The organism is Actinomadura mexicana (genome assembly GCF_900188105.1).
In the GTDB taxonomy this organism is placed as follows: Bacteria; Actinomycetota; Actinomycetes; order Streptosporangiales; family Streptosporangiaceae; genus Spirillospora; species Spirillospora mexicana.
Map to the genome: position 1 here is coordinate 825,234 of NZ_FZNP01000002.1, position 26,531 is coordinate 851,764.

At 72.3% G+C, this 26,531-nt stretch carries 26 protein-coding genes; 17 read left to right on the plus strand and 9 right to left on the minus strand.

The window, feature by feature from the left end; all coding sequences use genetic code 11:
- The first annotated feature begins 124 nt into the window (after window positions 1–124).
- Window positions 125–547, plus strand: a complete 423-nt coding sequence (locus CHC11_RS08215; RefSeq protein WP_089310947.1) for a hypothetical protein — start codon at window positions 125–127, stop codon at window positions 545–547.
- On the opposite strand, the gene CHC11_RS08220 is transcribed toward CHC11_RS08215, so the two are convergent.
- A complete protein-coding gene (locus CHC11_RS08220) occupies window positions 544–1,005 on the minus strand; it encodes a MarR family winged helix-turn-helix transcriptional regulator (protein ID WP_089310948.1) in 462 nt (153 codons plus the stop codon). The two genes, CHC11_RS08215 and CHC11_RS08220, sit on opposite strands and share 4 nt — an antisense overlap.
- 163 nt (window positions 1,006–1,168) lie before the next feature.
- Here CHC11_RS08220 and CHC11_RS08225 point away from each other — a divergent pair, with 163 nt between their 5' ends.
- The 3 genes from CHC11_RS08225 to CHC11_RS08235 all read left to right on the plus strand — a co-directional run bounded on the left by CHC11_RS08225 (window position 1,169) and on the right by CHC11_RS08235 (window position 4,354).
- Window positions 1,169–2,179 (plus strand): pirin family protein, encoded by a 1,011-nt coding sequence (locus CHC11_RS08225; RefSeq protein WP_089310949.1) that lies wholly within the window; start codon window positions 1,169–1,171, stop codon window positions 2,177–2,179.
- A 306-nt stretch (window positions 2,180–2,485) separates the two neighbouring features.
- Complete coding sequence (locus tag CHC11_RS08230; protein ID WP_425427292.1) at window positions 2,486–3,670, plus strand: ATP-binding protein; 1,185 nt, start codon at window positions 2,486–2,488, stop codon at window positions 3,668–3,670.
- A gap of 444 nt (window positions 3,671–4,114) precedes the next feature.
- A complete protein-coding gene (locus tag CHC11_RS08235; RefSeq protein ID WP_143226967.1) occupies window positions 4,115–4,354 on the plus strand; it encodes a hypothetical protein in 240 nt (79 codons plus the stop codon).
- Window positions 4,355–4,385: 31 nt separating this feature from the next.
- Here the strand turns inward: CHC11_RS08235 and CHC11_RS08240 are convergent, their stop codons facing one another.
- Complete coding sequence (locus CHC11_RS08240; RefSeq protein WP_089310952.1) at window positions 4,386–5,201, minus strand: MauE/DoxX family redox-associated membrane protein; 816 nt, start codon at window positions 5,199–5,201, stop codon at window positions 4,386–4,388.
- Window positions 5,195–6,151 carry a hypothetical protein gene (locus CHC11_RS08245; RefSeq protein WP_245918896.1) on the minus strand — a complete coding sequence of 319 codons (957 nt, stop codon included), beginning with the start codon at window positions 6,149–6,151 and terminating at the stop codon, window positions 5,195–5,197. The genes CHC11_RS08240 and CHC11_RS08245 overlap by 7 nt, the downstream gene beginning before the upstream one ends.
- 255 nt (window positions 6,152–6,406) lie before the next feature.
- Here CHC11_RS08245 and CHC11_RS08250 point away from each other — a divergent pair, with 255 nt between their 5' ends.
- From CHC11_RS08250 to CHC11_RS08260, 3 genes are all read left to right on the plus strand, one after another.
- The gene (locus CHC11_RS08250; RefSeq protein WP_425427286.1) at window positions 6,407–6,895 is read left to right on the plus strand and encodes a SigE family RNA polymerase sigma factor; all 489 of its coding nucleotides are present in this window, start codon (window positions 6,407–6,409) and stop codon (window positions 6,893–6,895) included.
- Window positions 6,896–7,169: 274 nt separating this feature from the next.
- Window positions 7,170–8,780, plus strand: a complete 1,611-nt coding sequence (locus CHC11_RS08255) for a long-chain fatty acid--CoA ligase (RefSeq protein WP_281258288.1) — start codon at window positions 7,170–7,172, stop codon at window positions 8,778–8,780.
- Between the two features lie 323 nt (window positions 8,781–9,103).
- Window positions 9,104–10,708: an RNA polymerase sigma factor gene (locus tag CHC11_RS08260; RefSeq protein ID WP_089310955.1), complete on the plus strand. Its 1,605-nt coding sequence runs from the start codon at window positions 9,104–9,106 to the stop codon at window positions 10,706–10,708.
- Between the two features lie 4 nt (window positions 10,709–10,712).
- Here CHC11_RS08260 and CHC11_RS08265 read toward each other — a convergent pair whose 3' ends face one another.
- Entirely contained in the window at window positions 10,713–11,483 is a 771-nt protein-coding gene (locus tag CHC11_RS08265) for a MerR family transcriptional regulator (protein ID WP_089310956.1), read from the minus strand.
- An 89-nt stretch (window positions 11,484–11,572) separates the two neighbouring features.
- On the opposite strand from CHC11_RS08265, the gene CHC11_RS08270 reads away from it, so the two are divergent.
- From CHC11_RS08270 to CHC11_RS08295, 8 genes are all read left to right on the plus strand, one after another.
- Window positions 11,573–12,553 carry an adenylate/guanylate cyclase domain-containing protein gene (locus CHC11_RS08270; protein WP_089310957.1) on the plus strand — a complete coding sequence of 327 codons (981 nt, stop codon included), beginning with the start codon at window positions 11,573–11,575 and terminating at the stop codon, window positions 12,551–12,553.
- A gap of 91 nt (window positions 12,554–12,644) precedes the next feature.
- Window positions 12,645–12,977: an MBL fold metallo-hydrolase gene (locus CHC11_RS40135; protein ID WP_143226968.1), complete on the plus strand. Its 333-nt coding sequence runs from the start codon at window positions 12,645–12,647 to the stop codon at window positions 12,975–12,977.
- Window positions 12,974–13,831 (plus strand): IclR family transcriptional regulator, encoded by an 858-nt coding sequence (locus CHC11_RS08275; protein WP_089310958.1) that lies wholly within the window; start codon window positions 12,974–12,976, stop codon window positions 13,829–13,831. Before CHC11_RS40135 ends, CHC11_RS08275 begins: the two co-directional genes overlap by 4 nt.
- On the plus strand, window positions 13,828–15,042 hold the full coding sequence (locus CHC11_RS08280) for an alanine racemase (protein WP_089310959.1): 1,215 nt from the start codon (window positions 13,828–13,830) through the stop codon (window positions 15,040–15,042). Before CHC11_RS08275 ends, CHC11_RS08280 begins: the two co-directional genes overlap by 4 nt.
- A gap of 27 nt (window positions 15,043–15,069) precedes the next feature.
- A complete protein-coding gene (locus tag CHC11_RS08285) occupies window positions 15,070–16,038 on the plus strand; it encodes a sugar kinase (protein WP_089310960.1) in 969 nt (322 codons plus the stop codon).
- A 77-nt stretch (window positions 16,039–16,115) separates the two neighbouring features.
- Window positions 16,116–16,499, plus strand: coding sequence for a RidA family protein (locus CHC11_RS08290; protein ID WP_089310961.1), 384 nt, complete (start codon window positions 16,116–16,118; stop codon window positions 16,497–16,499).
- Window positions 16,500–16,571: 72 nt separating this feature from the next.
- Window positions 16,572–16,700 carry a hypothetical protein gene (locus CHC11_RS43340; protein ID WP_281258289.1) on the plus strand — a complete coding sequence of 43 codons (129 nt, stop codon included), beginning with the start codon at window positions 16,572–16,574 and terminating at the stop codon, window positions 16,698–16,700.
- 24 nt (window positions 16,701–16,724) lie between these two features.
- Window positions 16,725–16,934 (plus strand): hypothetical protein, encoded by a 210-nt coding sequence (locus CHC11_RS08295; protein WP_089310962.1) that lies wholly within the window; start codon window positions 16,725–16,727, stop codon window positions 16,932–16,934.
- Window positions 16,935–17,202: 268 nt separating this feature from the next.
- On the opposite strand, the gene CHC11_RS08300 is transcribed toward CHC11_RS08295, so the two are convergent.
- Entirely contained in the window at window positions 17,203–18,444 is a 1,242-nt protein-coding gene (locus CHC11_RS08300; protein WP_089310963.1) for an amidohydrolase, read from the minus strand.
- A 553-nt stretch (window positions 18,445–18,997) separates the two neighbouring features.
- Between CHC11_RS08300 and CHC11_RS08310 the strand changes: the two genes are divergently transcribed.
- Complete coding sequence (locus CHC11_RS08310; protein ID WP_245918900.1) at window positions 18,998–19,999, plus strand: ATP-dependent DNA ligase; 1,002 nt, start codon at window positions 18,998–19,000, stop codon at window positions 19,997–19,999.
- 35 nt (window positions 20,000–20,034) lie between these two features.
- Here CHC11_RS08310 and CHC11_RS08315 read toward each other — a convergent pair whose 3' ends face one another.
- Complete coding sequence (locus CHC11_RS08315; protein WP_089310966.1) at window positions 20,035–20,625, minus strand: TetR/AcrR family transcriptional regulator; 591 nt, start codon at window positions 20,623–20,625, stop codon at window positions 20,035–20,037.
- Between the two features lie 81 nt (window positions 20,626–20,706).
- Here CHC11_RS08315 and CHC11_RS08320 point away from each other — a divergent pair, with 81 nt between their 5' ends.
- Entirely contained in the window at window positions 20,707–21,762 is a 1,056-nt protein-coding gene (locus CHC11_RS08320) for a hypothetical protein (RefSeq protein ID WP_218825966.1), read from the plus strand.
- 95 nt (window positions 21,763–21,857) lie between these two features.
- Here CHC11_RS08320 and CHC11_RS08325 read toward each other — a convergent pair whose 3' ends face one another.
- The 3 genes from CHC11_RS08325 to CHC11_RS08335 all read right to left on the minus strand — a co-directional run bounded on the left by CHC11_RS08325 (window position 21,858) and on the right by CHC11_RS08335 (window position 26,454).
- The gene (locus CHC11_RS08325; protein ID WP_089310967.1) at window positions 21,858–23,024 is read right to left on the minus strand and encodes a DUF4185 domain-containing protein; all 1,167 of its coding nucleotides are present in this window, start codon (window positions 23,022–23,024) and stop codon (window positions 21,858–21,860) included.
- A 371-nt stretch (window positions 23,025–23,395) separates the two neighbouring features.
- On the minus strand, window positions 23,396–25,282 hold the full coding sequence (locus tag CHC11_RS08330; RefSeq protein WP_089310968.1) for a cutinase family protein: 1,887 nt from the start codon (window positions 25,280–25,282) through the stop codon (window positions 23,396–23,398).
- Window positions 25,279–26,454: a serine hydrolase domain-containing protein gene (locus CHC11_RS08335; protein WP_089310969.1), complete on the minus strand. Its 1,176-nt coding sequence runs from the start codon at window positions 26,452–26,454 to the stop codon at window positions 25,279–25,281. Before CHC11_RS08335 ends, CHC11_RS08330 begins: the two co-directional genes overlap by 4 nt.
- Window positions 26,455–26,531: the final 77 nt, after the last annotated feature.

A 26,531-nucleotide genomic window follows, 5' to 3' on the forward strand; every position in this document is an offset into this window, starting at 1 on the left:
GCCGGGTATTCGCTACGGTGCGTTTGAAGGCGCGCCCGCCGGAAAAGGGCCGGGACGGACGGGCCGTGGATCCCATCATCCGCCGGGCATGTCGCCCGGCGGCGTCCGGCCCCAGGGAGCCGGAATGGCGGAACCTCAGGAGAGGGACCTCCCCAGCCTCGAAGACGAGATCTTCGCGGTCGCGCACAGCGTGGAGGTCGAGCAGGCGGCGCGGGCGCAGCCGCTGCTGCAGACGGAGAGGGCGCAGGTCGCCGCGGAGCGCGCGCGGGCGTTCCTCGGCCGGGACGTCAAGGCGCTGGCGGCCGGCATGGCGGCCTTCGTCTTCGTCGACGCCGTGATGATGTACCCGCCGCTGATGATGAGCCGCAGGCCCAGCCTGCTGCCGCAGTTCGTGACGCTGCTGGTGCTGGCGTTCGGGCTCGGCGGCCTGCTGGCCTGGAAGGTCGGCGGGCGGTGGCGGACCTTCGGCATCGGGATGATGCTCGCCTGGGGCCTGCTGACCCTGCTGTCCGTCGGGTTCCTGACCGGCGTGACCGCCCCGCTCTAGGACGAGCCGCCGAGCCGCTTCAGCACGACGCCGAACGCGCGCCCGATGGCCTCCAGGTCCTGGGGCTCGACCACGTCGATGAAGAACGTCCGGACGACCTCGACGTGGTCGCGGGCGGCGCGCTCCAGCGCGGCGAAGCCCTCGTCGGTCAGGTGCGCGTAGACGCCGCGCTTGTCGTTCGGGCAGCTGTCCCGCTTGACCAGGCCCTTGCTCTCCAGACGGGAGCAGGTGTGGGAGAGCCGGCTGCGCGACTGGCTGGCGTTGTCGGCGAGTTCGGCCATCCGCAGCCGCCGGTCGGGCGCCTCCGACAGCCGGACGAGGATCTCGTACTCGGAGTTCGACAGGCCGTGCTTGGTCTTGAGATCGCGGTCCATGACCTCGGTGAGCCGGACGCTGCCGTCCACGTATGCCCGCCAATCGCGCTGCTGGGCGGCATCGAGCCAGCGAGGTTCGGTCATGCCCCGAGTATAGCCCATATGTTGAAGATTCAACTAACTCGCGCTATCTTCAGCCTAGCAGGACGGGTACCTCCGTCCGAGGAAATAGTTGAAGCATCAACTATGTTGCAGGGACCAGTGCACCGCCCGATCGCGGACGGACACCCGGACGAGGGAGAACCCGATGCCTGCCGTGATGGCCGACCCGCTGACCCTGCCCCGCCTGCCGCTGCTGCCGCAGGAGGGCACCGACTGGCGCCGCGTCGCGAAGATCGTGACCGCCGAGCGCCACCTGGAGGGCGAGGGCTTCCAGGTCAGGCGCCCGTTCCCGGGCATCGACCTGTCCCTGGCCGACCCGTTCCTGCTCCTGGACCACATGGGCGCCGTCGAGTACGCACCGGGTGAGGCGAAAGGCACCCCGTGGCATCCGCACCGGGGGTTCGAGACCGTCACCTACATCATCGACGGAGCGTTCCAGCACCGGGACACCACCGGTGGCGGCGGCCTCATCGCCGATGGCGCCACGCAGTGGATGACGGCCGCGTCCGGGCTCCAGCACATCGAGCAGCCGCCGCCCGAGCTGGTGGCCAAGGGCGGCCTGTTCCACGGCGTCCAGCTCTGGGTCAACCTGCCGCGCGCCCAGAAGTGGGTCCCGCCGCGCTACCAGGACATCGAGGCCCGCGACGTCAAGCTGCTCGCCGCCGACGACGGGTCGTCCCTGGTGCGCGTCATCGCCGGGTCGCTCGCCGGATACGACGGCCCCGGGGTCACCTACACGCCGATCAACTACCTGCACGCGACCGTCGCGCCCGGGGCGCGCCTGGCGCTGCCCTGGCCGCGCGACTTCAACGCGCTGGTGTACGTCCTGTCGGGCCGCGGGACGGCGGGCGTGGAGGAGGCCGCGCTGGACGAGGGGCAGCTCGCCGTGTTCGCCGGCTCGCACCACGGGGGCGACGGGGACGGCCTCGTCGTCCGCGCCGCCGACGGGCAGCCGGCCGCCGGTGCCGCGGGCTGGGAGATCCTCGTCCTCGGGGGCCTGCCGATCCGGGAGCCGATCGCCCGGTACGGCCCCTTCGTGATGAACACCCGCGACGAGATCGTCCAGGCGTTCGAGGACTTCCAGGCCGGGCGCATGGGCACCGTCCCCGCCGAGAAGGTCCCCCACCGGTCCGACGCGGACGAGCCCCTGGCCTGACCCCCGGGTCGGGATGCCGAGCTCCCCGGCCGCGGGGGTGGTGCCCGCGGCCGGGGTCGTCTTCCGTGTTCGCGTGACGGAGGGGAGGGCGTGCGCTACTGTGTTCGAATAATCGAACACAAGTTCGACCGCCCTGTTCGAACGCGCTCGCCTGGAGGCGACATGGTGGCGACCATGGCCGCACGGGAGCCCGAGGGCTCCGCGCGCTGCGGACGGCGGCGCGACCACGCGACACGCCGCAGCGTTCTCTACGCAAATCTACGGCCGCAGCTATATCGCCTCATAGAGTCCGAGAGCGTGGACCCCGTGCGGAACCCCTATGCCCCGGGCGCCGGGCAGCGCCCGCCCGAGCTGGCCGGCCGCGACCGCGAGCTCCGGCAGTTCGAGGTGGTGCTCGAACGCGTGGCCCGCGGCCGCCCCGAGCGCAGCATGATCGTCACCGGGCTGCGCGGAGTGGGCAAGACCGTGCTGCTCAACGCCTTCCGGTCGCAGGCGATCCAGCGGCTGTGGGGGACGGGGAAGATCGAGGCCCGGCCCGACCAGTCGATCCGCCGTCCGGTGGCGTCCGCGCTGCACCGGGCCGTCCGGGAGCTGGCGCCCCGGCACCGCGCGCCCGACCGCATCGAGGAGTTCCTCGGCGTGCTCAAGGCGTTCGCGCAGGCGGGCCCCGAGCCGTCCGGCAAGGCCAAGGCGCGGGCGCACCGCTGGCAGCCCGGCATCGACGTGCCCGCCGCGCGCGGCCGCGCCGACTCCGGCGACCTGGAGATCGACCTCACCGAGCTGTTCGTGGACGCCGCCTCCGTCGCGACCGACGTCGGCGTCGGGATCGCCCTGTTCGTCGACGAGATGCAGGACATCCCGGCCGACGACGTGTCCGCGCTGTGCGCCGCGTGCCACGAGCTGTCGCAGGTCGGCGGCCCGCTGATCGTGGTGGGCGCGGGCCTGCCGCACCTGCCCGCCGTCCTGTCGGCGAGCAAGTCCTACTCCGAGCGGCTCTTCCGGTACGCCCGCATCGACCGGCTCGACCGCGAGTCGGCCGACGTCGCGCTGCTGGCCCCCGCCGAGCGCGAGGACGTCACCTTCACCCAGGACGCCCTGGACGCGCTGTACGGCGCGGCCGACGGCTACCCCTACTTCGTCCAGGCGTACGCCAAGGTCGTCTGGGACGTCGCGCCCGACAGCCCCATCACCGCCGACGACATCAGGGTCGCCGCGCCCGAGGCGGAGAGCGAGCTCGCCGTCGGTTTCTTCGGCAGCCGTTACGAGCGCGCCACCCCGGCCGAGCGCGACTACATGCGCGCCATGGCCATGCTCGGCGACGACCCGGTGCCCACCGCGTCCGTCGCCGACGAGCTGGGCCGCAAACCGTCCAGCCTGTCGCCCGCCCGCGACGGGCTCATCAAGAAGGGCCTCATCTACAGCGCCGAACGCGGCATGGTGGCGTTCACCGTCCCGCACTTCGGCAAGTTCCTCCGGGCCCAGCCCGCCTGACCTCTCCGCCTATCGGGCTCTCTAGCGACAACGCTAGAGAGCGGTAGAAGGCCGCATCGAGCCGCCTCGTCGCGGCGAGTATCCGACTCTCTAGTGACAGGGATAGAGAGCCGTAGATTTCGCTCGTCCCTCCTCTGGTTTTCTCTAATGCTTTCTAGGCTTTTTCGTAGAAAGCGCTAGAGAGTTGCAGAGGCGACCAGGTCCACGCTCGACGAGGAGGCGATGCCAGCAGGAGCAGGGCGGCCCGCCCCCCCGGGCGCGGACGGCGACCACCCCGCCTCGGCCGACGCCCCCCTCGACGTGGGAGAGGAGGAGTCCGAAGGCCGTTGGTGAATCGGCGCAGCCGACCTACCGGCGGCGTCCCGCGTGTTGTCTGCCAGGTCAACGGGGTAGGAGACCTTGTGGCGACCCGCGGCGGGCAACTGGGCGATGCCGAAGGAAGACATGACAGTGCGACGCCGGCCCCGCGGCCACGAGACCGACGACGATCTCCTGGACGAGGACGAGATCTCCGCCTCGGTCCTCGGCTACGACGAGTCCGCGATGCGGCAGGACCAGGGCGGCCGCCCACCGGAGACCGGGTCGGAGAACCGGTACATGGTCCGGCTGCGCGAGGCGCTGCACGCCCGCACCCGGCGCCTCCTCTTCCGGCACTCGCGCGGGGGCACCGCCCAGCAGTTCTGACGGCGTCCCCGGCCGGGCCGTCTCTCCCCGCCTACTGGGCACGTCCGGCGGGCGCCACCACCGCCGACCGGACGGCCCGGTCCCGCTCCGACGTCGACACCGCGAAGACGATCTCCACTTCCCGCTCGCGCACCCGTCCGGGGAAGGCCACGAACCGCCAGCAGCCCTCCCGCCACACGTCCAGCGGCACCGCGCTCCTGATCGCGTTCTCGTGCTCGGTCCACGCCGCGCTGTCGTACAGTCTCGCGAAGGTCTCCGGCATCGGGCTGCGGCGCCGCTCGCACGGCACGGCGCGCGGCAGCCGGTGCCGCCCGGCCAGCTGCGCCAGCTCGGGGGACAGCGCCACGAACAGTGCGACCTCGACCGCGAACACGAGCCACACCTGCGCGTGGACGTCCCGCAGCACGTCCACGCCCGCGTGCGGCGCGCCGAGCGAGACGACCGCCGCGCAGGTGAACAGCATCGCCCGCAGCACGCTGCGCCGGTCCACCTTTTTGGCGCTGAGCGCGCCGAAACAGCCGCAACCCGCGTCCGGCCTGTGCACCCGCAGCTCGCCGACGACCCAGGTCGCGGCGGCGAAGGCCACCGTCGTCGCCAGCCGCACCGACAGGTGCGAGGTCAGCAGCAGCGCGAGGCCGAGCACGCCCTCGCCGATGCCGAGCCCGACCGTCATGCCCCGGCCGCGGCGCAGCGCCGACAGCCGCGCGAGCCCGGCCGGCACCGGGACGCCGTGCACGTGGTCCGGCGCGCCCGCCGCCCGCTCCCGCACCGTCAGCTTCGCCAGGCACGCCGCCAGGAGCACCGCCGCCAGCAGCAGGACCTGGGTGTTCTGTATCGCCGTCAGCATGGCCCCACCACCCTCTGCGGCGCGCCCGGCCGGACGGTCGCGTTGAAGCAGCCGGCCGCCAGGTCGCCGCCGAGCCCGGCGAAGGCGGCCGGGGTCAGCTCGACGATCCGCCCCCGCGGCGAGGCGTCGCACTCCACGCACCGGTCGCAGAACCGGGCCGCCGTGCAGCCGCACTCGATCACCGGCACCGGCGCCGACCGCCCCGCGCACTCGTTGCGGACGATGATCTCGCTGCCGATCGACAGGTACGGCATCGGCGCGCATCCGGACGGGGCGTCCGCGCAGCCCCCGGCGTCCCCCTCGGAGTCGACCGCCGGGTAGGACGCCCCGTTCCGCCACTCCCCCTCCACGCCGCCGAACCAGGTCGCGGTCCCGCTCGGCTCCCGCGGCACCGGCGCGGCCGCCTCCGGCGCGGCGAGGTCGGCCACCCGGTAGCCGGGCTGCGACGTGCCCGGACGCACCGCCTGCGGGCCGCCGGGGGACCCCACGCAGATCACGTCGATCAGGTAGCCGGGCTCCAGGCGCGGGTGCCGGACCAGCACCGGGCCGAGGACGGACGGCGGGACCACCACGTGGGCGCGCCCGCGGTGCGGCCCCATGTCCACCTCCACGGTGCCGCGCCCGCACGCGAGGATCGTGCCGCTGACGCGGCCGATGCCCACCCAGATCCGCTCGGCGCGGCCGGTGCCGGTCCGCCGGACGACCACGGGCCGGCCCGGCCGCAGCGCGGCGGGGCCCCCGCGCCCGCCGTGCCAGATCGCGGTGTCCTCGCTCATCGCGATGCGGGTCTCGGCCCCCCGCGCCCCCGCCTCGGCCACCACCAGCAGATGCGGGCTCGCGTCCAGGACGATCCCGCTCACCGCGCGCGCGCGGCGGTCGGCCTCCGGACGTTCGGGGGCCGCGAACAACGCCCGGCGGTGCGCCGCCCGGCGGAGGTGGGTCGTCGGCATCGCGGCACTCCGGCATCGATCATCGTGACGTTCGGCAACAGCTGTTAGGACAGTGAGTCAAGAGTCACGCGCCGTGACCCGGCTGTCGACGGATTTGTCGCGATAAGTCAACGAGTGGAGGAAATTTGATCTACCTCGGTTGAAGAATATGAACTGGTTGACCCGGATATGTTGTTCTAGTAGGCCCGTAATGACGCCGCGCATGCGATCGTCGTCATACCGGGAGTCGGCGCGGCTCCCCAGCCCCTGAGTCCGGTGGTGGGTGTGAACGCGACGCGGCACGAGGAGTTCCGCGCATACGTGTTGGAACGCGGCCCCGTTCTGCTCAGGGCCGCCACCCAGCTCACCAGCGACCGCGCCGAGGCCGAGGACCTCCTCCAGGCCGCCCTCGCCAAGACCTTCCTCGCCTGGGACCGCATCGAGGACCGCTCCGCCCTGGACGGTTACGTCCGCCGCGCCATGGTCAACACCCAGATCTCCTGGTGGCGCCGCCGCAAGCTGGACGTCTACCCCACCGACCAGCTCCCCGAACGCCCCGTCGAGGACCACACCGACCGCAGCGAGATGCGCGACGCCCTGGGCCGCGCCCTCGGCCGCCTCCCCGAACGCCAGCGCCTGGCGGTCATGCTCCGCTACTACGAGGACATGTCCGAACGCGAGATCGCCGAAATCCTGGGCGTGAGCGTCGGCACGGTCAAGTCCACCGTCTCCCGAGCCATGGCCCGCCTGCGGGAGCTGTATTAGAGGGTTGATTTGTCCGATCAAGCGTTCTTGGATGGGGACACCTGTATCCCACTCTTGGAGGAACTCGAATCCCGGCGCGGGTCGGGTGACCGGAAGGCGCTCCAGGCGCCTGGAGGTCGCACGACCCGTCGAGCCGGGCGACCGCAGCGACGCAACGTGAACCCGCACGGGCACAGCACACCCGCACCGTGGCGTGAGGATCGCCCGGCTCGTGACGGGGGGTTCCAGGGGGGTCGCCACCCCTGGGGAGAAAGGCACAGCCGTGTGGAGCACGATGCAGGACTTTCCGTTGACCATTACGACGATCATGCGCGGCGGGGCCGGGGTCTTCGGGGAGGCCGCGGTCTCCACCTGGACCGGGGACGGGACGCGGCGCCGCACGTACGCGGAGGTGGGTGAGCGCGCCGCGCGGCTGGCGGGGGCGCTGCGGGGGCTCGGAGTGACCGGGGACCAGCGGGTCGCCACGTTCATGTGGAACAACACCGAGCACCTGGAGGCGTACCTGGCGGTGCCGTCGATGGGCGCCGTGCTGCACACGCTCAACCTGCGGCTCTTCCCCGACCAGCTCGTCTACATCGCGAACCATGCGGAGGACCGGGTCGTCATCGCGGACGCGTCGCTGATCCCGCTGCTCGCGCCGGTGCTGGCGCGGTTCGAGACCGTCCGGCACGTGGTGGTCGTCGGGGAGGGCGACACCGCGCCGCTGGAGGGCGCCGGCAAGGAGCTGCACGACTACGAGGAGCTGCTCGCGGCGGCTCCGGCGACGTTCGCGTGGCCCGAGATCGACGAGCGGTGGGCCGCCGCGATGTGCTACACGAGCGGGACCACCGGGAATCCGAAGGGCGTCGTCTACTCGCACCGGTCGGCGTACCTGCACTCGATGTCGACGTGCACGGGCAACGCGATGGGGCTGGGCGCGTCCGACGTGGTCCTGCCGGTGGTGCCGATGTTCCACGCGAACGCCTGGGGGCTGCCCTACGCGGCGGTGATGGCGGGCGCGTCGCTGGTGATGCCGGACCGGTTCCTGCAGGCGGAGCCGCTCGTCCGGCTCATCGAGGCCGAGCGTCCGACGGTCGCGGGCGCGGTGCCGACGATCTGGTCGGACGTGCTGCGGTACGCCAAGGAGCACGGCTCGGACCTGACCTCGCTGCGGCTCGTCCCGTGCGGAGGGTCGGCGGTGCCGGAGTCGCTGATGCGCGGGTTCGAGGAGATCGGCGTCCGGATCGTGCAGGCCTGGGGGATGACGGAGACCTCGCCGGTCGCGTCGGTCGCGCACCCGCCGCCCGGGGCGGCGGGCGAGGACGTGTGGCGGGCGCGGGCGAGCCAGGGCCGTGTCCTCGCCGGGCTGGAGATGCGGATCGTGGGGGACGGCGACGTGGTGCTGCCGCGCGACGGGGAGGCCGTCGGGGAGGTCGAGATCCGCGGGCCCTGGATCACCGGCGCGTACCACCTGGACGAGGATCCCGAGAGGTTCCACGACGGCTGGCTGCGCACCGGGGACGTGGGGACGCTGTCGCCGGACGGGTACCTCGTCCTCACCGACCGGGCGAAGGACGTCATCAAGTCGGGCGGGGAGTGGATCTCGTCGGTGGAGCTGGAGAACCACCTCATGGCCCATCCGGACGTGGTGGAGGCGGCCGTGGTCGGCGTGCCCGACGACCGCTGGCAGGAGCGTCCGCTCGCGTCAGTCGTCGTGCGGGACGGGGCGGAGGTCACGGCGGCGCAGCTGCGGGAGTTCCTCGCCGGGCGGATCGCGAAGTGGCAGCTTCCCGAGCGCTGGACGTTCATCGCGGAGGTCCCGAAGACCAGCGTCGGCAAGTTCTCGAAGAAGACCCTTCGGCAGATGTACCGGGACGGCGACCTCACGGTGCTGACGATCACCTGACGACCCGGCCTCCTGTTCGCCGATGCGCGGTGGGTGCGCTCCGCGGGAGCCGGATTCGACGGAAAGGTGTTCCGGTGCCGGTGCGCGGACGGTGATCCGGAAGGGCGGCGTGCCGATTGACACCGCTTCGATTACTGGATTCTGACGCCGAGTCATTGTTCGGGTGGTCACGCAGGGGCGCGCCTACTCACTGTCGGTTACTCTCGCGGCGATTTCAACGGATCAAGTGGTGCGGACCGGGCTCGCGGGTGTATGCAAGGTGGGCTGAATGTCCGGATGGCCCCCATGGGGGCAACTTCCACACTCCGCTGCCGGGAGCGTGAATGCCCAGGTTGTCCACCTCCGCCCCCACAGCCGACCGCAAGCTCGTCAAGGGTTTGAACGAAGGTGACGAGGCGGCCCTGGCCGCGCTCTACGACGAATACGGCGAGCGCCTCTACGATTACGCGCTGTCGATGTCGGGGGACGAGAAAGCGGCCGCCGACATCGTCCATGACGCGTTCATCGACGCCTGCCGCCGTGCTCCCCGAATGCGCGACCACCTCTATCTGAGTTCCTGGCTGTACGGCGCGGCGCGGCGCCGCTGCATCCGCCGCGGCCGTCCCAAGGTGCTGTTCTGGGACCGGGACGCCGAATTCTCCGACGTGCCGTTCCTGGACCGTGCCGAAGACGGCGACGCGGCGCCGGACCGTCCGCGGTCCGACGAGCTGCACGACCTCCTGCGCGCGTGCCTGTCCCGGCTGGAGCCGGTCGACCAGGAGGTCATGCTCCTGACGCACCGGCACGGCATGCGCCCGGCCCGCCTCGGGGCGACGCTCGGCCTGTCCGCGCGGCGGGCCGCCGCGCGGGTGCGCAGGACGCGCGCCCAGCTCGACGCCGCCGTGCAGCGGGAGATCGGCCGCGCGGGACGGGAGTGCGCCGCCGCCGCTCGCACGGCCGAGGAGACCCGGTCCGCGGCGATCCCCGTGCTGGCCGCACGCGCCCCGGCCCCCCGGGAGGAGGCCCCTCCGGCGGAGCCGGGCAGGGGGCCGTGGTGGCGTTCGCGCCGCCGCGGCGAGGTCTCCCCGGTCGATCCCGCGACCGAGATGCACGCCGCCGGCTGCGACGACTGCCGCGCCCGGGCCCGGGTGACCGCGGCCGCGCTGCTCGGGCGGGCGCCCGCGCCGGTGCTGCCCGCGGCGCTGCGGCACCGCGTCATGCACACCGCGACGGACCCCGAGCTGGCGGGCTACCGCGCCGACATCGCGGCGCGCGGCGGGACGCTGACCCCGTCGGGCCTGCCGAGCCAGCCGGACGTGCCGTCGCCGTTCACGCGCCGGTGGCTGTTCACCGGGGGCGGCATGGTGGGCGCGCTGGCGGCGGCCCTCGCCGTCGCGGTCGTGATGGGGCCCGGGATCGGCGGCGGGACGCTGTCGTGGCCGCCGTTCCGCACGCATCCGCAGCCGTCGATCACGCAGGAGAGGCCGGAGGGCCAGGGGCACGGCAGGGGGGCGCCGCAGGGGCCCGGCGGGGGCGCGCAGGCCCGTCCCGGCCAGCCGCCGCCCGACCCGCAGACCCACGAGAAGAACCAGGAGCGGCCGGAGGATCCGGTGCAGACGCCGCAGCGGCCGCCGCCGTCGTCCAGCACGCCCGAGACGCCCGGCGTCCTCGTGGTGAGCCCCGCCAAGGTCGAGATGTACGGGACGAAGACCGCCCAGGTCAGCCTTGCGGCGAAGAGCGGCCCGGTGTCCTGGACGGCGATGACGTCGTCGAACCAGCTGATCCTGTCGCAGATGCAGGGCGGCATGCCCGAGGACGGCACCACGAGCCTGACGATCACGCTGCGGACGGCGCTCATCGGCCTGCCGGGGCAGGGCACGCTGACCTTCACCGACTCCGAGGGGGCGCCGCACGAGGTGAAGGTCGTCTGGGGCGCGACGCTGCTGTAGCGGCTCAGCCGCCGGCGGCGGGGCGCTCCCCGAGGTGGTCCCTGATCATTTCGAGGTGGTCGCCGAGCGCCGCCTGGACGCGGATCTCCATGGCCCGCGCGATGAACGGGTCGACGACCATCTTCACCAGCGGACGCATCCGGCGGACCACTTCGGCGACCTCGCCCACCTCGTCGCCGTCCGGGACGGGCTGGCGCTCCAGCCGCGTGAACACGTGCTCCTGCACGAGGTTCACGAACCGCCCGGCGATCACATCGCAGTCGGCGCGGATCTGCCCGGCGATGTCGAGGACGGAGTCCAGCGGGATGCCGGCGGCGACGAGTTCGGCGCCGACGTGCAGCAGCCGCGGGCTCGGTACCCGGTACTTGTCCCCGTCGGGCTCGATCAGGCCGAGCTCGACCGTCCGCTCCAGGGTGCGGGCGACCTGGTCCTCGTCCAGGCCGGTTCCGAACTTCGCCACCAGCTCCTCGTAGGTGGCGGTGCCGGGGATCTCGTCCGACCACGGGTCGGTGAGGACCTTCTCCAGCCCGAGCACCTCGGCGACGTCCTTGCCGGTCTCCCAGGCGCCCAGCAGGTCCTTGATGATCGCGAAGGTGTAGCCGCGGCCGAGCAGCTTGCCGATCAGCCGCAGCCGCGCCAGGTGCGTGTCGTCGTACATGCCGACCCGGCCTTCGAGGCGGGGCGGCGGCAGCAGGCCGCGGTCCTGGTAGGCGCGGATGTTGCGCACCGTGCTGCCCGCCAGCCGCGCCAGCTCGTCGATTCGGTACTCGGCCATGCCCCGTCCGCCGGCTCGTGTCGTCGTGACCGCCGTGATCTTACCCCCACCTCATTGTTACATCGATCAATGGCACATAAGGTTGCCGCATGGCGGACGACATCGAGGAGACCCTCCTCGGCGGCCCCCTGTGCTACACGCGCAGGGAGGTCGAGGCCAGGGCGGGCGTCTCGGACGACTTCGCCCGGCGTATCTGGCAGGCGCTCGGCTTCCCCGTCCCGCCGGACGACGAGGTCGCCTTCACCGACGGTGACGTGGCCGCGCTCCAGGAGATCCGCGAGGTCCTGTCCCACGAGCTGGTGGACGAGGAGACGGTGCTCCAGCTCGTCCGCGCCGTCGGCCAGACGATGGGACGGCTCGCCAGCTGGCTCGGCGACGTGTGGCTCCAGCGCCTGAGCGCCCTGCCGTCCGACGAGCCGGTGACGTCCGACCTGGTCACCGCGGCTCTGATCGCCACCGAGGAGCTTCGGCCCTCGTTCGAGCGGCTGCTGCTGCACGGCTGGCGGCGCCAGCTCACCGCCGCCGGCATGCGCGCCGCCGCGTCCACCGCCACCGCGCAGGCCGACCCCGCCGCGGGCGTCGCGCTCCTCGCGGTCGGGTTCGCCGACGTCGTGTCGTTCACCCGGCTGAGCCGCAGTCTCGACGGCGACGCCCTGGCCGGCTTCGTCGAGCGCTTCGAGTGGGCCGTCACGCACATCGTCGCCGAGTGCGGGGGCCGCGTGGTCAAGACGCTCGGCGACGAGGTCCTGTTCGTCGCGCCCGCCGCCGGCGCCGCCGCGGAGATCGGGCTGCGCGTCGCGGAGCGGTTCAACGAGGACCCCGGCTCGCCCAAGGTCCGCGTCGGCCTCGCCTACGGCGAGGTCATCCAGCGGCTGGGCGACGTGTTCGGCACGCCCGTCAACATGGCCGCGCGCCTGACCTCCACCGCCTACCCGGGGACGGTGCTGGCCGACGCAGGCATGGCCTCCGCGCTGCCGTCCGGGCCCTACGACGCCTCCGGCCTGCGTCCCCGCCCGTTGCAGGGCCTGGGCCGCGTGCGGCCGTTCCTGCTGCGCCGCCCCAAGGCTTAGCGGACCCGCGCCTCCCCTCCACCGGCGCCGCTCCCTCCGGTGCCGGTAACGTCGCAGGTCAAAAGCCGGTTGTGCAATGCAAAATCATGTGTTGCAAATCTGGCGCCGCGCCTGGTGCGCCCCATACTCTCCACGAATACCGGCACGAAAGTCCGGTTACCTGCACCTGCTACCTGTTCGACGCGCCCGAGGGCCGCGCGCTGTTCTCGGGGACCGCGTTCCCGACGGCGGCCGGATCTCCCTGCAGAACCTGCACGACTCGCGCGTCCCCGACTACGCCGCGAGCCTGGAACGACTCGCCGGGCTGGAGGTCGACATGCTGCTGCCGGGCCACCGCGAGATCTCGCCCGCCCGCGCCGGACGGCGCCTGCGAACCGCGCGGGACGTCCTGCGCCGCGGCCTGCTCCCGGGGGGCACCCCATGACGACCGGCCAGGCCAAACCGCGGAACCAGTCGTCGTCGCTGCGCCGCGCGCTCGCCGTCCTCGACCTCGTCCGCGACGACGCCGACGGGCGCGGCGTGTCGCTGACCCGCATCGCCGACGACCTCGGCATCAGCAAGAGCACCGTGCTGCGGCTCGCGCAGCCGCTCATCGACGGCGACCTGCTCACCCGCGACCGCGAGACCGGCTGGTTCCGGCTCGGCCACGGCGCGCTGCGCCTCGGGCAGGCGTACCTGTCGTCGCTGGACATGCGGTCGGTCGCCGCCGACCCGCTCCGCCGCCTCCAGCACCTCGCGGGGGAGACGTGCCACCTCGTCGTCTACGAGGCCCCCGACGTCGTCTACATCGACAAGGTGGAGAACGAGCACAACGTCCGGATGGCGTCCCGCGTCGGGCTGCGGATGCCCGCCTACCGGACGGCCGTCGGCAAGGCCGTCCTCGCCTGGCTGGGCGAGGACGACCTCCAGGCGGCCGTCGCGGCCGGGATGCCGGCGCGCACCGAGCGGACGATCACCGACCCGGCGCGGCTGGCCGCGGAGCTGGAGCGGGTGCGCCTCTGCGGGTACGCCGTGGACGACCGGGAGAACGAGCCCGAGGTCCGCTGCGTCGCCGCGCCCGTCTTCGACCACACCGACCGGGCCGTGGGGGCGCTCAGCGTCTCGGGGCTGGCGTCCCGATTGACGCCGGCGCGGGTCAGGGAGGTCGGGCCGATGGTCGAGCGGGCGGGCCTGGAGATCTCCCGCGTGCTCGGCTCGTCCCGGCCGTCCCGCGGCCGGGACGGCCGGGGCCCTCACGCAACGTCCCGTCACGACCCGCAGGAAGGGAACCAGCCGTGAGCCTCACCATTCCCGGCGAGCACGTCGACTGGCGGACCAAGGGCCTCTGGGCGCCCGGTCCGCCCGTCTCCCTGGGAGAGTTCGCCGCCGCCCGGCACCCGCTGTTCGGCGGCCCGTTCACCTGGCCGGTGATGGTGGCGCGGCGGTCGGCGCTGGACCGCAACATCGCGGCCCTCGCCGCGTTCAGCCGGGAGCACGGGCTCGCGTTCGCGCCGCACGGCAAGACGTCCATGGCGCCGACGCTGTTCCAGGCCCAGCTCGACGCGGGCGCCTGGGGCATCACCGCCGCGACCGCCAACCAGGTGCTGGCCTACCGGACGTTCGGCGTCCCCCGCATCCTGCTGGCCAACGAACTGCTCGATCCGACCGCGCTGCGCTGGCTCGGCGGCGAGATCGACCGCGGCATGCAGTTCCTGCTGTACGCCGACTCCGCCGAGGGCGTCGCGGCGATCTCCGCGGCGGCCGGTGAGCGCCCGTTCCGGGTGCTCGTCGAGCTCGGCCACGACAACGGCCGCACCGGCTGCCGCACGGTGGCGGAACTGGCCGCGGTCGCCCGCGCGGTCGCCGACGCGCCCGGCACGGAACTCGCCGGCGTCGCCGGGTACGAGGGCGGGCTGCCGGACGTCGCGGCGGCCGGTGCCTATCTCGGCGCGCTGCGCGACGCGACCGCCGAGCTGTCCCCGCTGCTCCCCCGCGACGTCGTCGTCACCGCCGGCGGCAGCGCCTACTTCGACCAGGTCGCCGAGAAGCTCGCGGGCGACTGGCTGCCCGGCCACGACCTGACCGTGGTGCTGCGCAGCGGCGCCTACGTCTCCCACGACGACGGCATCTACACCGACCGGACGCCGTTCAACCGCGTCCCCGGCTCGCTGGACGCCGCGCTGGAGATCTGGGCGCAGGTCACCTCCGTCCCGGAACCCGGCCTCGCGATCGTCGGGATGGGCAAGCGGGAGGCCCCCTACGACGCGGGCCTGCCGGTCCCGCTGCGGATCCGCAGGGCGGACGGGACGATCGCCCCCGCGGACGCCATGCGCGTCACCGGCACCAACGACCACCACGCCTACGTCGCGACGGGGGACGCCTCCGTGCGTCCGGGGGAGCTGATCTGCTTCGGCATCTCCCATCCCTGCACGGCCTTCGACAAATGGCAGGTCATCCCCGTCGTGGACGACGACCACACGGTGGTCGACCTGATCCGCACGTACTTCTGAGACCGGTACCTCCGAGAAGGGAACCCCATGACCTCCCGCCTGGCACCGAGCCTCGACCTCGTCACGTTCGGCGAGACCATGGCGCGGCTGGAGAACCCCTCCGTCGGGCCGATGCGGCACGCCCGCTCGCTCGACCTCGGCATCGGCGGCGCCGAGTCGAACACGGCGATCGGGCTGTCGCGGCTCGGCGGCGGCGCGGCCTGGTTCGGCCGCGTCGGCGACGACGAGTTCGGCCGGCTGATCACCACGGTGCTCGCCGGGGAGGGCGTCCGGGTCGGCCACGCGGTGGTGGACGGCACCGCGCCCACCGCGCTGCTGTTCAAGGAGCGCCGCTCGGGCACGCTCACCCGCGTCCAGTACTACCGGACGGGCAGCGCGGGCTCCCGGCTGCGCCCGTCCGACGTTCCGCACGACCTGATCCGGACCGCGCGCGTCCTGCACGTCACCGGCATCACCGCCGCGATCGGCGACACCGCCCGCCAGGCCCTGGACGACGCCGTCGAGACCGCGCGGGACGCCGGCGTCCCCGTCTCCCTCGACCTCAACTACCGGTCGGCGCTGTGGACGCCCGCCGAGGCCGGGGAATGCCTGCACACCCTGGTCGAGCGCGCCGACCTGGTGTTCGCGACCGAGCAGGAGGCCCGCCTCGTCGTGCCGGGCGACGACCCGGGCGCGCTCGCCACCGCCCTGGCCGCGCTCGGCCCCCGCGACGTCCTCGTCAAGCGGGGCGCCGCCGGGGTGGTCGCGTTCTGCGAGGGGCGGCTGCACGTCCGGCCCGCCCACCGGGTCCCCGTCGTGGACCCGGTCGGCGCCGGGGACGCGTTCGCCGCCGGCTACCTCGCCGAGTTCGCCCGCGGCCTGCCCGTCGCCGCGCGCCTGGCCACCGCCACGGCCGCGGGCGCGTTCGCCGTCACCGTCCGCGGCGACTGGGAGGGCCTGCCCAGCCGCGCCGATCTGGAACTCCTGGAAACCGCAGAGCACGACGTCACCCGATGAGCGGTGTCATCGATAAGCAGGGTCATCCGATGAGCGGGGTGACCCGAAGAGCGACTCGACCAGCCGAGGAGACAGACATGAGCAAGCGCGAACTTCACAGCGCGGACTCCGCCCCGCCCGTCGGCACCTACTCGCAGGCTCTCGTGGTCGGCGACTTCGTGTACACGTCCGGGATGGGGCCGCTCGACCCGAAGACCGGCGAGATCGTCGGCACGGACGTCGCCGCGCAGACCCGGCAGACCCTCGCCAACCTGGCCGCGATCCTGCGCGAACATGGGCTGGGCCTGGACGACGTGGTGAAGTCGACCGTCCACCTCCAGGACCTCCACCGCGACTTCGCCGCCTACGACGAGGTCTACCGGGAGCACTTCACCAAGCCCTACCCGGTGCGCACCACCGTGGGCTCCGAGCTGATGAACATCCTCGTCGAGATCGATTTCGTCGCCTACAAGAAGAGCTGACGGAGGTCCCTTTCCGCCATGAATAAGACTTCTGCCTGACGCCCCCACGGTCGGGCACTACGCCTGCGGCCTGTGCCCGCGGCCCGTCTCGACCGCGTCCAGCCCGCCGGGCATGATGGCCACATGAACGCCTGGATCACCGTCGTCACGTACGAGAACGTCCGCGGCTGCCCGGGGCCCGCCGCCGCGCTGCGGGGTTGACTGCGTGACCGCGGCATCGACTGGATGCCCTTCCAGGGCGACGAGGTCACGATAGGGCTGGCCTGCGGGCGGGACGAGGACGGACGCCCGCGCGGCTGGTACAGCGTCCGCGTGCGGGCCGACGCCCTCCGGTGCCTCGGTCTGCATCCCGACCAGCCCGCGTCCCGGGTCGCCGGTCCTTCTCCTCCGGCCTGGTGGCACGCCGCCGCGGAGCGCGCGGCGCGCTCGTGGTGACTCAGCCGTCCGCGGCCGAGAGGCGGCGGGCGAACATCGGGATGATGATCGCCGCGTCCTGGAAGACGTTGCGCGCCACACCCCGCGGCGTCACGGTGAAGACCTGGAGGGTGTGCAACCGGTACGCGCCCTCGGACCACCGGTACGCGACAAGGGCCGGCTGCCCGTTGGCGAACGTCCGCGCGCGGCGGAGAACGAGAAGGGGCCCGGCGTGAACCGGGCCCCTTGGCCGTGATCGATGAGAAGGCGATCGCGGCCGGTCGGTGCGTCAGGCCTCAGACCGCGACCGGTCCAGAGCCGTCAGCGCCGTGTGCACCAGCAGCCGGACGCCGAGCGCGATGCAGCTCTCGTCGACGTCGAAGCCCCCCTGGTGAAGGTCGTACTTCGGCGTGCCGGGCCTGCGCACGCCGAAGCGCCCGAGGGCGCCCCCGACCAGTTCGAGGTACAGGGCGAAGTCCTCCCCGCCGATGCTCTGCCCGGTGGGGTTGATCTTGTCCTCGCCGAGCGCCAGACGACCGGAGTCCCGGAGGATCCGCACGCTCGTCGCCTCGTTGATCGTGGGCGGCAGGTTGATCGAGGTGATCAGCTGTGCCTCGACCTTGTAGAGCCCGGCCAGGTGGTCGAGCAGCCTCGGCAGCTCGGCCAGCGCCAGCCGCCGGTCCTGCGGGTCCAGGCAGCGGAGCGTCCCCTCAAGGAACCCCTCGGTGGGGATCGCGTTCGCCGCCGAGCCCGCCTCGACGCGGCCCCAGCCCAGCACGTGGGCGGAACGCGCGTCGATCTCGCGCGACAGCACCGCCGGCAGGCCGGTCGCGATGGCCGCCAGAGCCGTGATCAGGTCGGCGGTCAGGTGCGGCCGCGCGGTGTGCCCGCCCGGCCCGGTGACCTCCACCCGGATCCTGTCGTAGGACGCCGTGATCGCCCCGGTCCGCAGACCGAGGAATCCGACCTCCTGCGCCGGATCGCAGTGCAGCGCGAAGATGCGCTCCACCCCGTCCAGAGCCCCGGCGTCGATCACGTTCCGCGCGCCGCCGGGGTACTCCTCGCCGGGCTGGAAGATTAGCCGCACCGTTCCGCGAAGCAGGCCGGCCTCGGCCAGCATCGCCAGGAAGCGGGCCGTGCCCAGCAGCATGGTGGTGTGGACGTCGTGGCCGCAGTTGTGCGCGACGCCCGGCACCGTCGAGCGGTACGGGACGTCCTTGGTGTCGTGCTGGGGCAGCGCGTCGATGTCCGCGCGCAGCGCGATCATTGGGCCGTCGCCCCCGCGGATGTCGCAGATGACGCCGGTACCGCTGGGCAGGACCCACGGCCGGAGGCCGATCGCGGTCAGGAACTCGACGATGGCCGTGGTCGTGCGGTGCTCCTTGAACGCCACTTCCGGGTGCGCGTGCAGGTCGCGGCGGAAGCCGATCAGCTGCTGCTCGCACCGGGAGAGGTATTCGTCGACCCGGAGCCTCAGGCTGCCGGGGTCGAAACCGGGCGCGTTATCGCCCGGAGTCCATATCTTGGACATGGTGTCCTTCCTTTGTTTGGTTTGTCGCGTGACGTCTGAAGATCGCCACGGGGAGTACCGTACACCGATTAGGCGGATTCACAACAGGCCTCGCCCTCGGCGCGCGAAGGGCATTGCGAACCGGCCAGACAGCGCAATTTAGGTAGAATCGGACTTTGTTCTCGCAAAGTGCCCTGGGCAGGAAAAGGCCATCCATTCCGTGAACGAGAAGCGGCCTGGAGAAGGGTCCGCTGGGCGCGGGTAGTTTCGCCACCACGAGCTCGTAGGAGTGGTCGACCAGCTCCCCATCTCCTCGCCGGGCACCGAGCCGTCGAGGGGCGTGGTCGCCGCCACCGGCTTCATCCCGGTACCCGCCGGCCGGGCCCGCCGCCCGCCGGCGCCGGCGCCGCCACCGAGGCGCCCGGTCGATCAGGTCGCCGCGCAGGCCCTCGGGCAGCGTGCGGCCCTGCCCGGTCACGCGGAGGCAATGACCTGACCAAACCCGTAACGAGGGGCACTCGCGGCGCCACCGGCGGGTACTCCGGCTACGAGCCGCGATCGGGGGGTGGAGGCGGTGCGCATCCGAGGACCCGTCGCCCCCATGGCCGCGACCGCCGTCGACCGCATCCCGCAGGAAAGGGCCTGCTCAGGCGGCTGCCGCTACGAACCGAAATTCGACGGATTCCGCTGCGTCGCCCGCGTGAGCGAGGAAGGCGGTGTACAGCTCTGGTCACGCCGCCTCAAGCGCCTGGACGCGGCCTTTCCGGAAATCGTCTCTGCCGTCTCCGGAACCCTTCCGCCCGGCACGGTCGTGGACGGCGAGATCGTCCGCTGGGGAGGCGACGGCCGTCTGGACTTCGCCGCCCTCCAACGCCGCCACGTCACACGCCGCACCGGCTCCCCGATCACTGAGCCGTGCCACTACGTCGTCTTCGACGTCCTGGAGACCGGCGGGACGGACTACCGCTCCGCCCCCCTCTCCTCCCGCCGGGCCGAACTGGAGCGCCTCCTGCACGACCTTCCCGGCACGTCCCGCATCGTCCTCTGCCCGCAACTGCGCGACGTGGGCGAAGCCCGCCTGTGGTTCGAGATCCTCGTCGCGCAGGGCATCGAGGGCCTGGTCGTGAAGGCCGCGGACGGCACCTACAAGGAGGGGAAGCGCGGCTGGTGGAAGGTGAAGCACCGCACCACGACCGAGGCGATCATCGGCGGGGTGACCGGCACCCTCGAACAGCCGCAGGACCTGCTCCTGGGCAGGTACACCACCGCCGGGAGGCTGCGAGTGGTCGCCCGCACCACACCGCTCGACCCTCGGGCGCGCACGGCGCTGACCGGCGCCCTGTCCCGTGCGGGCGCGGACCACCCCTGGCCGGAGCCCCTGCCCGCAGGCTGGGCCGGCGGCCTCCCCGCCACCAGGGAGCCGATCCACTACACCCGCGTGACACCGGACACTGTCGCGGAAATCAGCGTGGACGCCGCAGTGGAACACGGCCGCTGGCGCCACCCCGCCCGCTTCGTCCGACTGAGAACCGATCTGACCTCTGACGACGTCCCCCAAGACCTGAACCTGACCTGACCTCGAAAGGCTCGACGGCCGTGCTGCCGGCCCGGTCAGGCGGTCCTGGCGGGACGGCCGAGTCCGGCGAGATGGAAGGCGATGATCTCGCGCATCCGCGCCGGGGTGGTCACGTGGGGGTGGGTCGCGGCGTGGACGGCCAGGCCGTCGACAAGCGCGTGCAGCCGGTCGGTCTCGTACTCCACGGCGGGTTCGGGAACGTCCAGGGAGCGTGCGAGGGAGCGGCAGCCCTCGCGCAGGAGGTCGTACCCTTCGCTCTGCAGGGCCCGCAGCTTCGGATCGACCATCGCGCGGGCGGTGAAGGCCAGCCATACCCGGTTCTCGACGGCCCGCTCCTCGTCCATCGGCAGCAGTTCGGCCAGGACCAGCTCGGCGCGGCGACGCGGATCGGGCTCGGGGGGAAGCGCCGCCATCCGCTGCTCGATCCGCTCGATGATCGCGCGCAGGGTGAACGCCAGCAGCTCGGACTGCGTGGCGAAGTAGTGCCGCAGCGAACCCATCGACAGCCCGGCCTCGCTCGCCACGTTGCGGACCGAGGCCCGGTCCAGCCCGTCGCGCAGGATCACCCGCCACACCGCCGCCGCCACGTCCCGGCGCCGTTGCTCACCGTCCACCACTCGAGGCATCCCCTATTAGTAGCACAGTCGTGCTACTATCCGCCGGAAGTAGCACAGTTGTACTACTAAGCCTCGAACGGAGACCTGCCGATGCGCCTTGAGCAACCCGCGCGACGTCCGTCCGGCACCGGCCCGCAGTCAGGCGGCGGCACGGTCCGATCGCTCCTCCGCAATCGCGCCGTATGGGCGGCCGTGCTGGGATGGGTGTCGGCGAACGCGCTGATCCTGGTCCTGGCCGACCGGAGACTCCCGCTCGACCTGCACGACGCCGCGGAGCGCACCACGTCCGCCCATCTGGTGGACCTCGACCTCCGGCTCGCCGAGGTCTTCGCCATCATGGCCCTGGTCTTCCTCCTCACCCGGCGCCGGCCCAGGCCCGACCTGGCGGCCCGCGCCCCCGAGCGCGCCACCGCGCTCCGTGAGACCCTGCTCCTCACCGCCTACGGCGCCGGCGGGCTCGCCTTCGGGTTCGCGGTGGGGCGGGCGTTCGGTTGGCACCCGTTCGGCCTGCACCTGGCCGGCTCGATGAGCGAGTCGAACGACCACGTCACGCGGGCCGAGGCGATCGCCTGGGCCGGTTACAACCTGGTGGTCTTCGCGATCGTCCCGCTGGTGTACTTCCGGCGCCGCTACTCCGCCCGGGAGCTCGGCCTGGTCTCCGCCGACCGGCGCGGCGACTTCGGCCTGATCGTCGTCGTGCTCCTGGTCGAGGCGGCCGTGCAGACCGCCGCGCTGCGACCGGAGATCTTCGGCCTCGGCGCCCGGCAGTTGCTGCTGGGCGCGCCGCTCACCTTCGTCCTCTACATGGCGGGCACGGTCCTGCCGACGATGGTCTTCGTCTACGCGATCCTGATCCCCCGCTTCGTCAAGCTGACCGGCTCGATCGCGACCACCGTGATCTTCGGCGGCCTGGCCTACGCGGCGTTGCACGTGTGGGACTCCTGGGCGGAGTACGGCTCCCCCGGGGAGGCGGCCATCTCGATCGCCTTCCTGCTGCTCACCTACTTCGGTCCCGGCATGGTGAAGGCATGGCTGACCGTGCGCACCGGCAACGCGTGGGTGCACGTCTGGGCCTACCACGCCCTGGCGCCCCACACCCTGGTCGATACCCCGCACGTCGCGCACACCTTCGGCATCCACCGGTGACCGGGACGGGGACAGCAGATGGAGGGGCAAGTGCCCGGGCTGTGGGCGGTCGGGGCGGAGCCGGGCGCCGTTCGGGGACGGCGCCCGGTCCCGGCTCAGGAGAGCATGTTGATCTTGTACTGCATGATCCGGTAGTTCTTCGGGTCGAACCACTGGCTGACGATGATGTGGAAGTTGCCGAACGTCGAGCCGGGGACGACGAAGCCGCCGTAGGGGCTGGCGACGAGGTTGGCCGCCTCCGCCCCGGGAGCGGACGGCAGGATCATCGTCTGCTCCAGCGTCCTGGTCAGGTCCGAGGTCGGGAGCGGGTAGACCATCGCCCGGATCGACAGCGCGTTCATGTTCAGCCAGGTGAGGACGTACTTGCCGTCCATGGCGCGGAAGCAGATCTCGCCCCACTTGCGGACACCGAAGACCGTCGTCGGAGGCGCCCCCCAGTGCCAGCCGCCGTCCGCGTACCCCCACGGCTCGTAGGCGCCCGGGTCGCCGAGCCTCTCCTTGCGGACCCGGTGGAGCAGCATCCCCGAGTCCCGCTCGCGGTTGAAGACCGTCGACAGGACGTAGCACCATCCGTCGTCGGCCACCGCGTAGGTCTTCTGCTGGAACTGGCCGCCGTGCAGGTCACCCGGCCACTGGCACAGGTACTCCCACGTCTCGCCGTTGTCGGTGGAGCGCCAGAAGTCGGTGTGGTGGGTGTCGTAGATGACGCCGCGCATGAGGTGCATGTACATGACGCCGTCCACGACGAACGCGTCGGACGGGATGGCCGTCGTGGCCTTGTCGCCGACCGGGTTGTGCGGCTCGTCGACCATGGCCCGGGCGTGGCCTCCGCCGACGCTTCCGTCGATGCGCAGGTTGTTCACGTCGCCGTTGCTGGAACGCAGACCCACCGGGGCGCGCCAGTCGTCGGCGGGCTCGCCCGGGTTCGGCACGTGGTCGCCGTTGAAGGTGTCGCCGCAGACGAACAGCATGCTGCCGTTCGGGCACCGCACGGGGATGCCGAGGTCGGTCCAGGGCGAGGCGAACGGGCCGGTCTCGATCGGGCCGCTCAGATTCTTGATCTTGGTCGCGAGGGTCGGGCTGGACGGGTCGCCGGGCCCGCCGGCCGTCATCACCGTCGCTCGCCGCCCATCCTGGCTGAACCCGACCCACCCCGCACCGACGGCCCCCGCGCCGAGGGCGGCGCCGGCACCCATCCTGAGGAGCTTGCGGCGGGAGAGACCGCTGGTGGCCGTGCCCTTGTCGTCCGATGGACGTGTCATCTGGCGATGCCTTTCAGATCGACTTTCGTGCACTGGAGATGCCCTCGGCGCCGCAGCCCTTGGCGAGGGTCGGTGGACCCAGGTCGTCCGGCGGCAGCTCAGAAGAACATCAGTGTCTGTCTTAGCGTAGAGCGGGAGAGAGTCGCCAGGGAATCACGTTCAGTGATCCGGATTCTCCGCACCGCGGCACGCGCCGGCCGCGCATGGGCGAACCTCCACCGGGCCCGGCGCTTCGCCAAGGCCTGAACCTGGAGCGACCGGTCGCGAGCGGGGCCGGACGCTCACGCCCCAGGAGTCTGGTGCCCGTTCCCCGGCAGGTCGGGGAACGCCCGGCCTGCCGGTGACGAGTCCTCCTTGACGGACGTAGGGGATCAGGCGGTCTCGATGCGCTGGGCGAGCCAGTTCTCAAGGACCTCCAGCGCCGGGCGCCCGCTGCCGTCGACGGGGGCGGAGCCGTACATCACGTGCCGCTGCGTGCCGTAGAAGACCGCCGCGTCGAGGCCCTCCTTGACCAGGTTGCTCGGGTTGAGCCTGGTCTTCAGCAACCCGTCGAGCGTGCCCTTGGGCAGCGGCACGCCGGCGACGTCCAGACCGTGCTCGGTCAGGTCGGTGACCTGGGGGACCAGGGAGAGGAGATCGACGCCGTAGAAGGCGTTGAGCGACTTGACCGGGTCGGCCGGGTCGATGGTCGGAGGGCGCTTCGGGTCGAAGTCGTCCAGCTTGTTCTGGATGGCGCGCAGGTCGCGGGTGATCCGGACCCAGTCGACGCGGTCCAGGACGGCCAGGGCCTCCCCGACGGCGCGCTCGGGGGAGCCGGGCGGCCACATGGCCAGCAGTGCGGCGAGGGGGGTGAGGTCGACCCGGTTGGCCGTCTCGGCCAGCGGCATCAGCCGGTCCTCGATCGCGACCAGTGAGCGGTACACCCCCCGCGTGTCGCCCCGCTGGGCGTACGCGGGGACGGCCCGCGCGGCGCGCTGGATGCCGCGGTAGTCGATCCTGCTGATCCCGCCGATGACGTTGCTCGCCTGGGCCAGCAGCGCGACGGGCTGGAGCCCCTGGATGACCTTGGTGACCTTGGCCACCTGGTCGGAGGGCAGCCCGGTCAGCGGCGCGGCCTTGGCGGCGGCGGCGAGTGCGGCCCGCGCCAGCGCGGCCGTGTCCCCCGCCTTCGCGGCGGCCTGCACCGCGTCGAGTTCGGTGGCGAGTCCCACCAGGTCGGTGTTGGACAGCGCCTGGAGCACCTGGCCCGCGATGTGGTTCTGCGAGCCGGGAGGGGAGTTCAGCAGCGTGTTCACCAGGACGGGGTTGGCGACCGTGCGGGTGAGCGCCTGCAGCGGGCCGACGAGTCTCGCCAGATCGCCGGCGGTGCGGGCCGCCCCGGTGGTGTCCTTGCCGCGCGCCTGCCCGGTCAGCGTCTTCAGGCCGGTGGGGACGGCGGTGAGGTCGGCCGGCCTGCCGTTGGCGGTGCCGAGGTCGGTGGAGAGCTCGCGCTCGGCCGAGCCCTGGAGGTTGGCGATGCCGACCCGGCTCAGCACGGTGCCGAGGGTGGCGGTGAGCTCGTTCTCCTCCGGCAGGGCGCAGTACAGGTCGCCCTTGAGGCACACGTTCGCGACCCGGCCGGACAGCTCGCCGAACCCCTGCGGCCGCGGCCCGGCGAGGCCCCTCGTGCCGGGGAGCGGATCGCCGAGGTTCACCTCGCCCCTGGTCCCCCTGCCGGGGTCGGCCGCGCCTCCGCCCGCGATGTAGGAGGCGGCGGGGACCGGCCCCTGGCCGGCCCCGATCTGGGCGGCGACGTCGCCGTTGACGTCCGCGCCCTGGCTGAAGCCGAGCCCGGCGAACCGGGTGCCGGGGCAGTCCCGGGCGATGTCCGTCATCGCCTTGCGGGCGGCGTCGATCCCGGTCTGCTTGGAGTCGTTGTAGGTCTTGCCCTGGTCGAACGCGGTCGCGTTGTAGCCGACCCAGTACGAGGAGATCCGGTCGCCGAACCGCCGTTCCAGCGGTTCGGTGACGCCGCGGAGCATGCCGACGGGCGTGTCGGGGTCGGCGGCCGACGTGGTCTCCCAGGTGCCGGGCACGACGATCAGCTTGATCGGTGTGCAGGACATGGCCTCGGACGTCCGCGCCGCGTTGACCGTCCTGTCGGTGTTCAGCAGCGGCACCGCGGCGGCGGCCGCGACCGCTCCGGCCACCGCGACCGCGATGGCCGGCCTGCGGTAGCGCCGCCTCATCGGCTTCCTGGCGTGCAGTCCGGAGCTCATCGCTTCCCCCTCAGGGCGCAGTAGGAGTCCTGGGCCGTCTTGACGACCGCCGATTCGGCCTTGCCGGCGATCATGTTGTAGCGGTTGGTGGCCACGACGACCTGGTCCTTGCCGTCCGGGCTCGTGTACCACTGGCTGAAGTAGCCGAGCACGGCGCCGTTGTGCGACCACGCGGTGCCGCACGGGGTCTTCGCCATGAGCACGCCGAGGCCGTAAGGCTGCTCGGGGGACGCGACCTGCTGCATCTCCCGCTGCTGCGCGGGGGGAAGCAGGCGGCCGGACGCGAGCGCGCGGGTGAAGTCGGCGAGGTCCTGCTGGGTGGAGACCATGGCGCCCGCCGCGCCGAAAACCTGGACGTTCGTGAACGAGATGTCCCGGACGGTGAAGTAGCCGTGCAGCCAGTTCCCGTACAGCTTGGGGTCGGCCTCGGGGAACGTGGTGTCGGTGAGGCCGAGCGGCTTGATGATCCGGTCGCGCACCTCGGCCGCCGGACGGTGCCCGGTCGCGGCCTGGATGATCAATCCGCCGAGGACGTAGTTGGTGTTGGCGTAGTTGAACTTGGCGCCGGGCGCCGAGAGCGACTTCCTGGACGTGGCGACCTTCACGAGCGCGCGCGGGTCCCACTTCCTGTAGGGGTTGATGTCGGCGAGGTAGGTCCCCGAGATCCACAGGTCGTCGACGTAGTCGGGGAGCCCGCTGGTGTGGTTGAGCAGCTGCCGGATCGTGATCTTGCGGCCGTCGTTGCCGTTGGCCGCGACCAGGCCGGGCAGCCACCGGTCCACGGTGTCGTTCATGGACAGCTTGCCCTCGGCCTCCAACTGCAGCAGGACCGTGGCCACGAACGCCTTGGTGTTGCTGGCGATGCGGAACTTCGCCTTCGGGTCGGCCGGCACGCGCCGGAACATGTCGCCGTAACCGGACGCGGCGTACTGGGTGGAGCCGCCGCTGCGGGCCATCCCGATCACGCCGGGCAGCCTGTGCTCGGACTGGAGCCTGGTCACGCGCTCCTTGAGGACGCCGCCCGCCCGCGCACCGGTGGTGGCCTCGGTCTTCGCGCCGACCGAGGCGACCGTGGCCTCCCGGTCCTGGACCCCCACCGTCACCGCCGTCACGGTGGCGGCCGCCGCCGCCAGCGTCGCGCCGGCGCGGACGAGGAACTTCCGACTTCGCATTCGGTCTCCCAGACAATTCGACGATCGTGTCTGCGACGCTAGTGAGACCCGTTGAAATTACGATGACAAGGGAATAT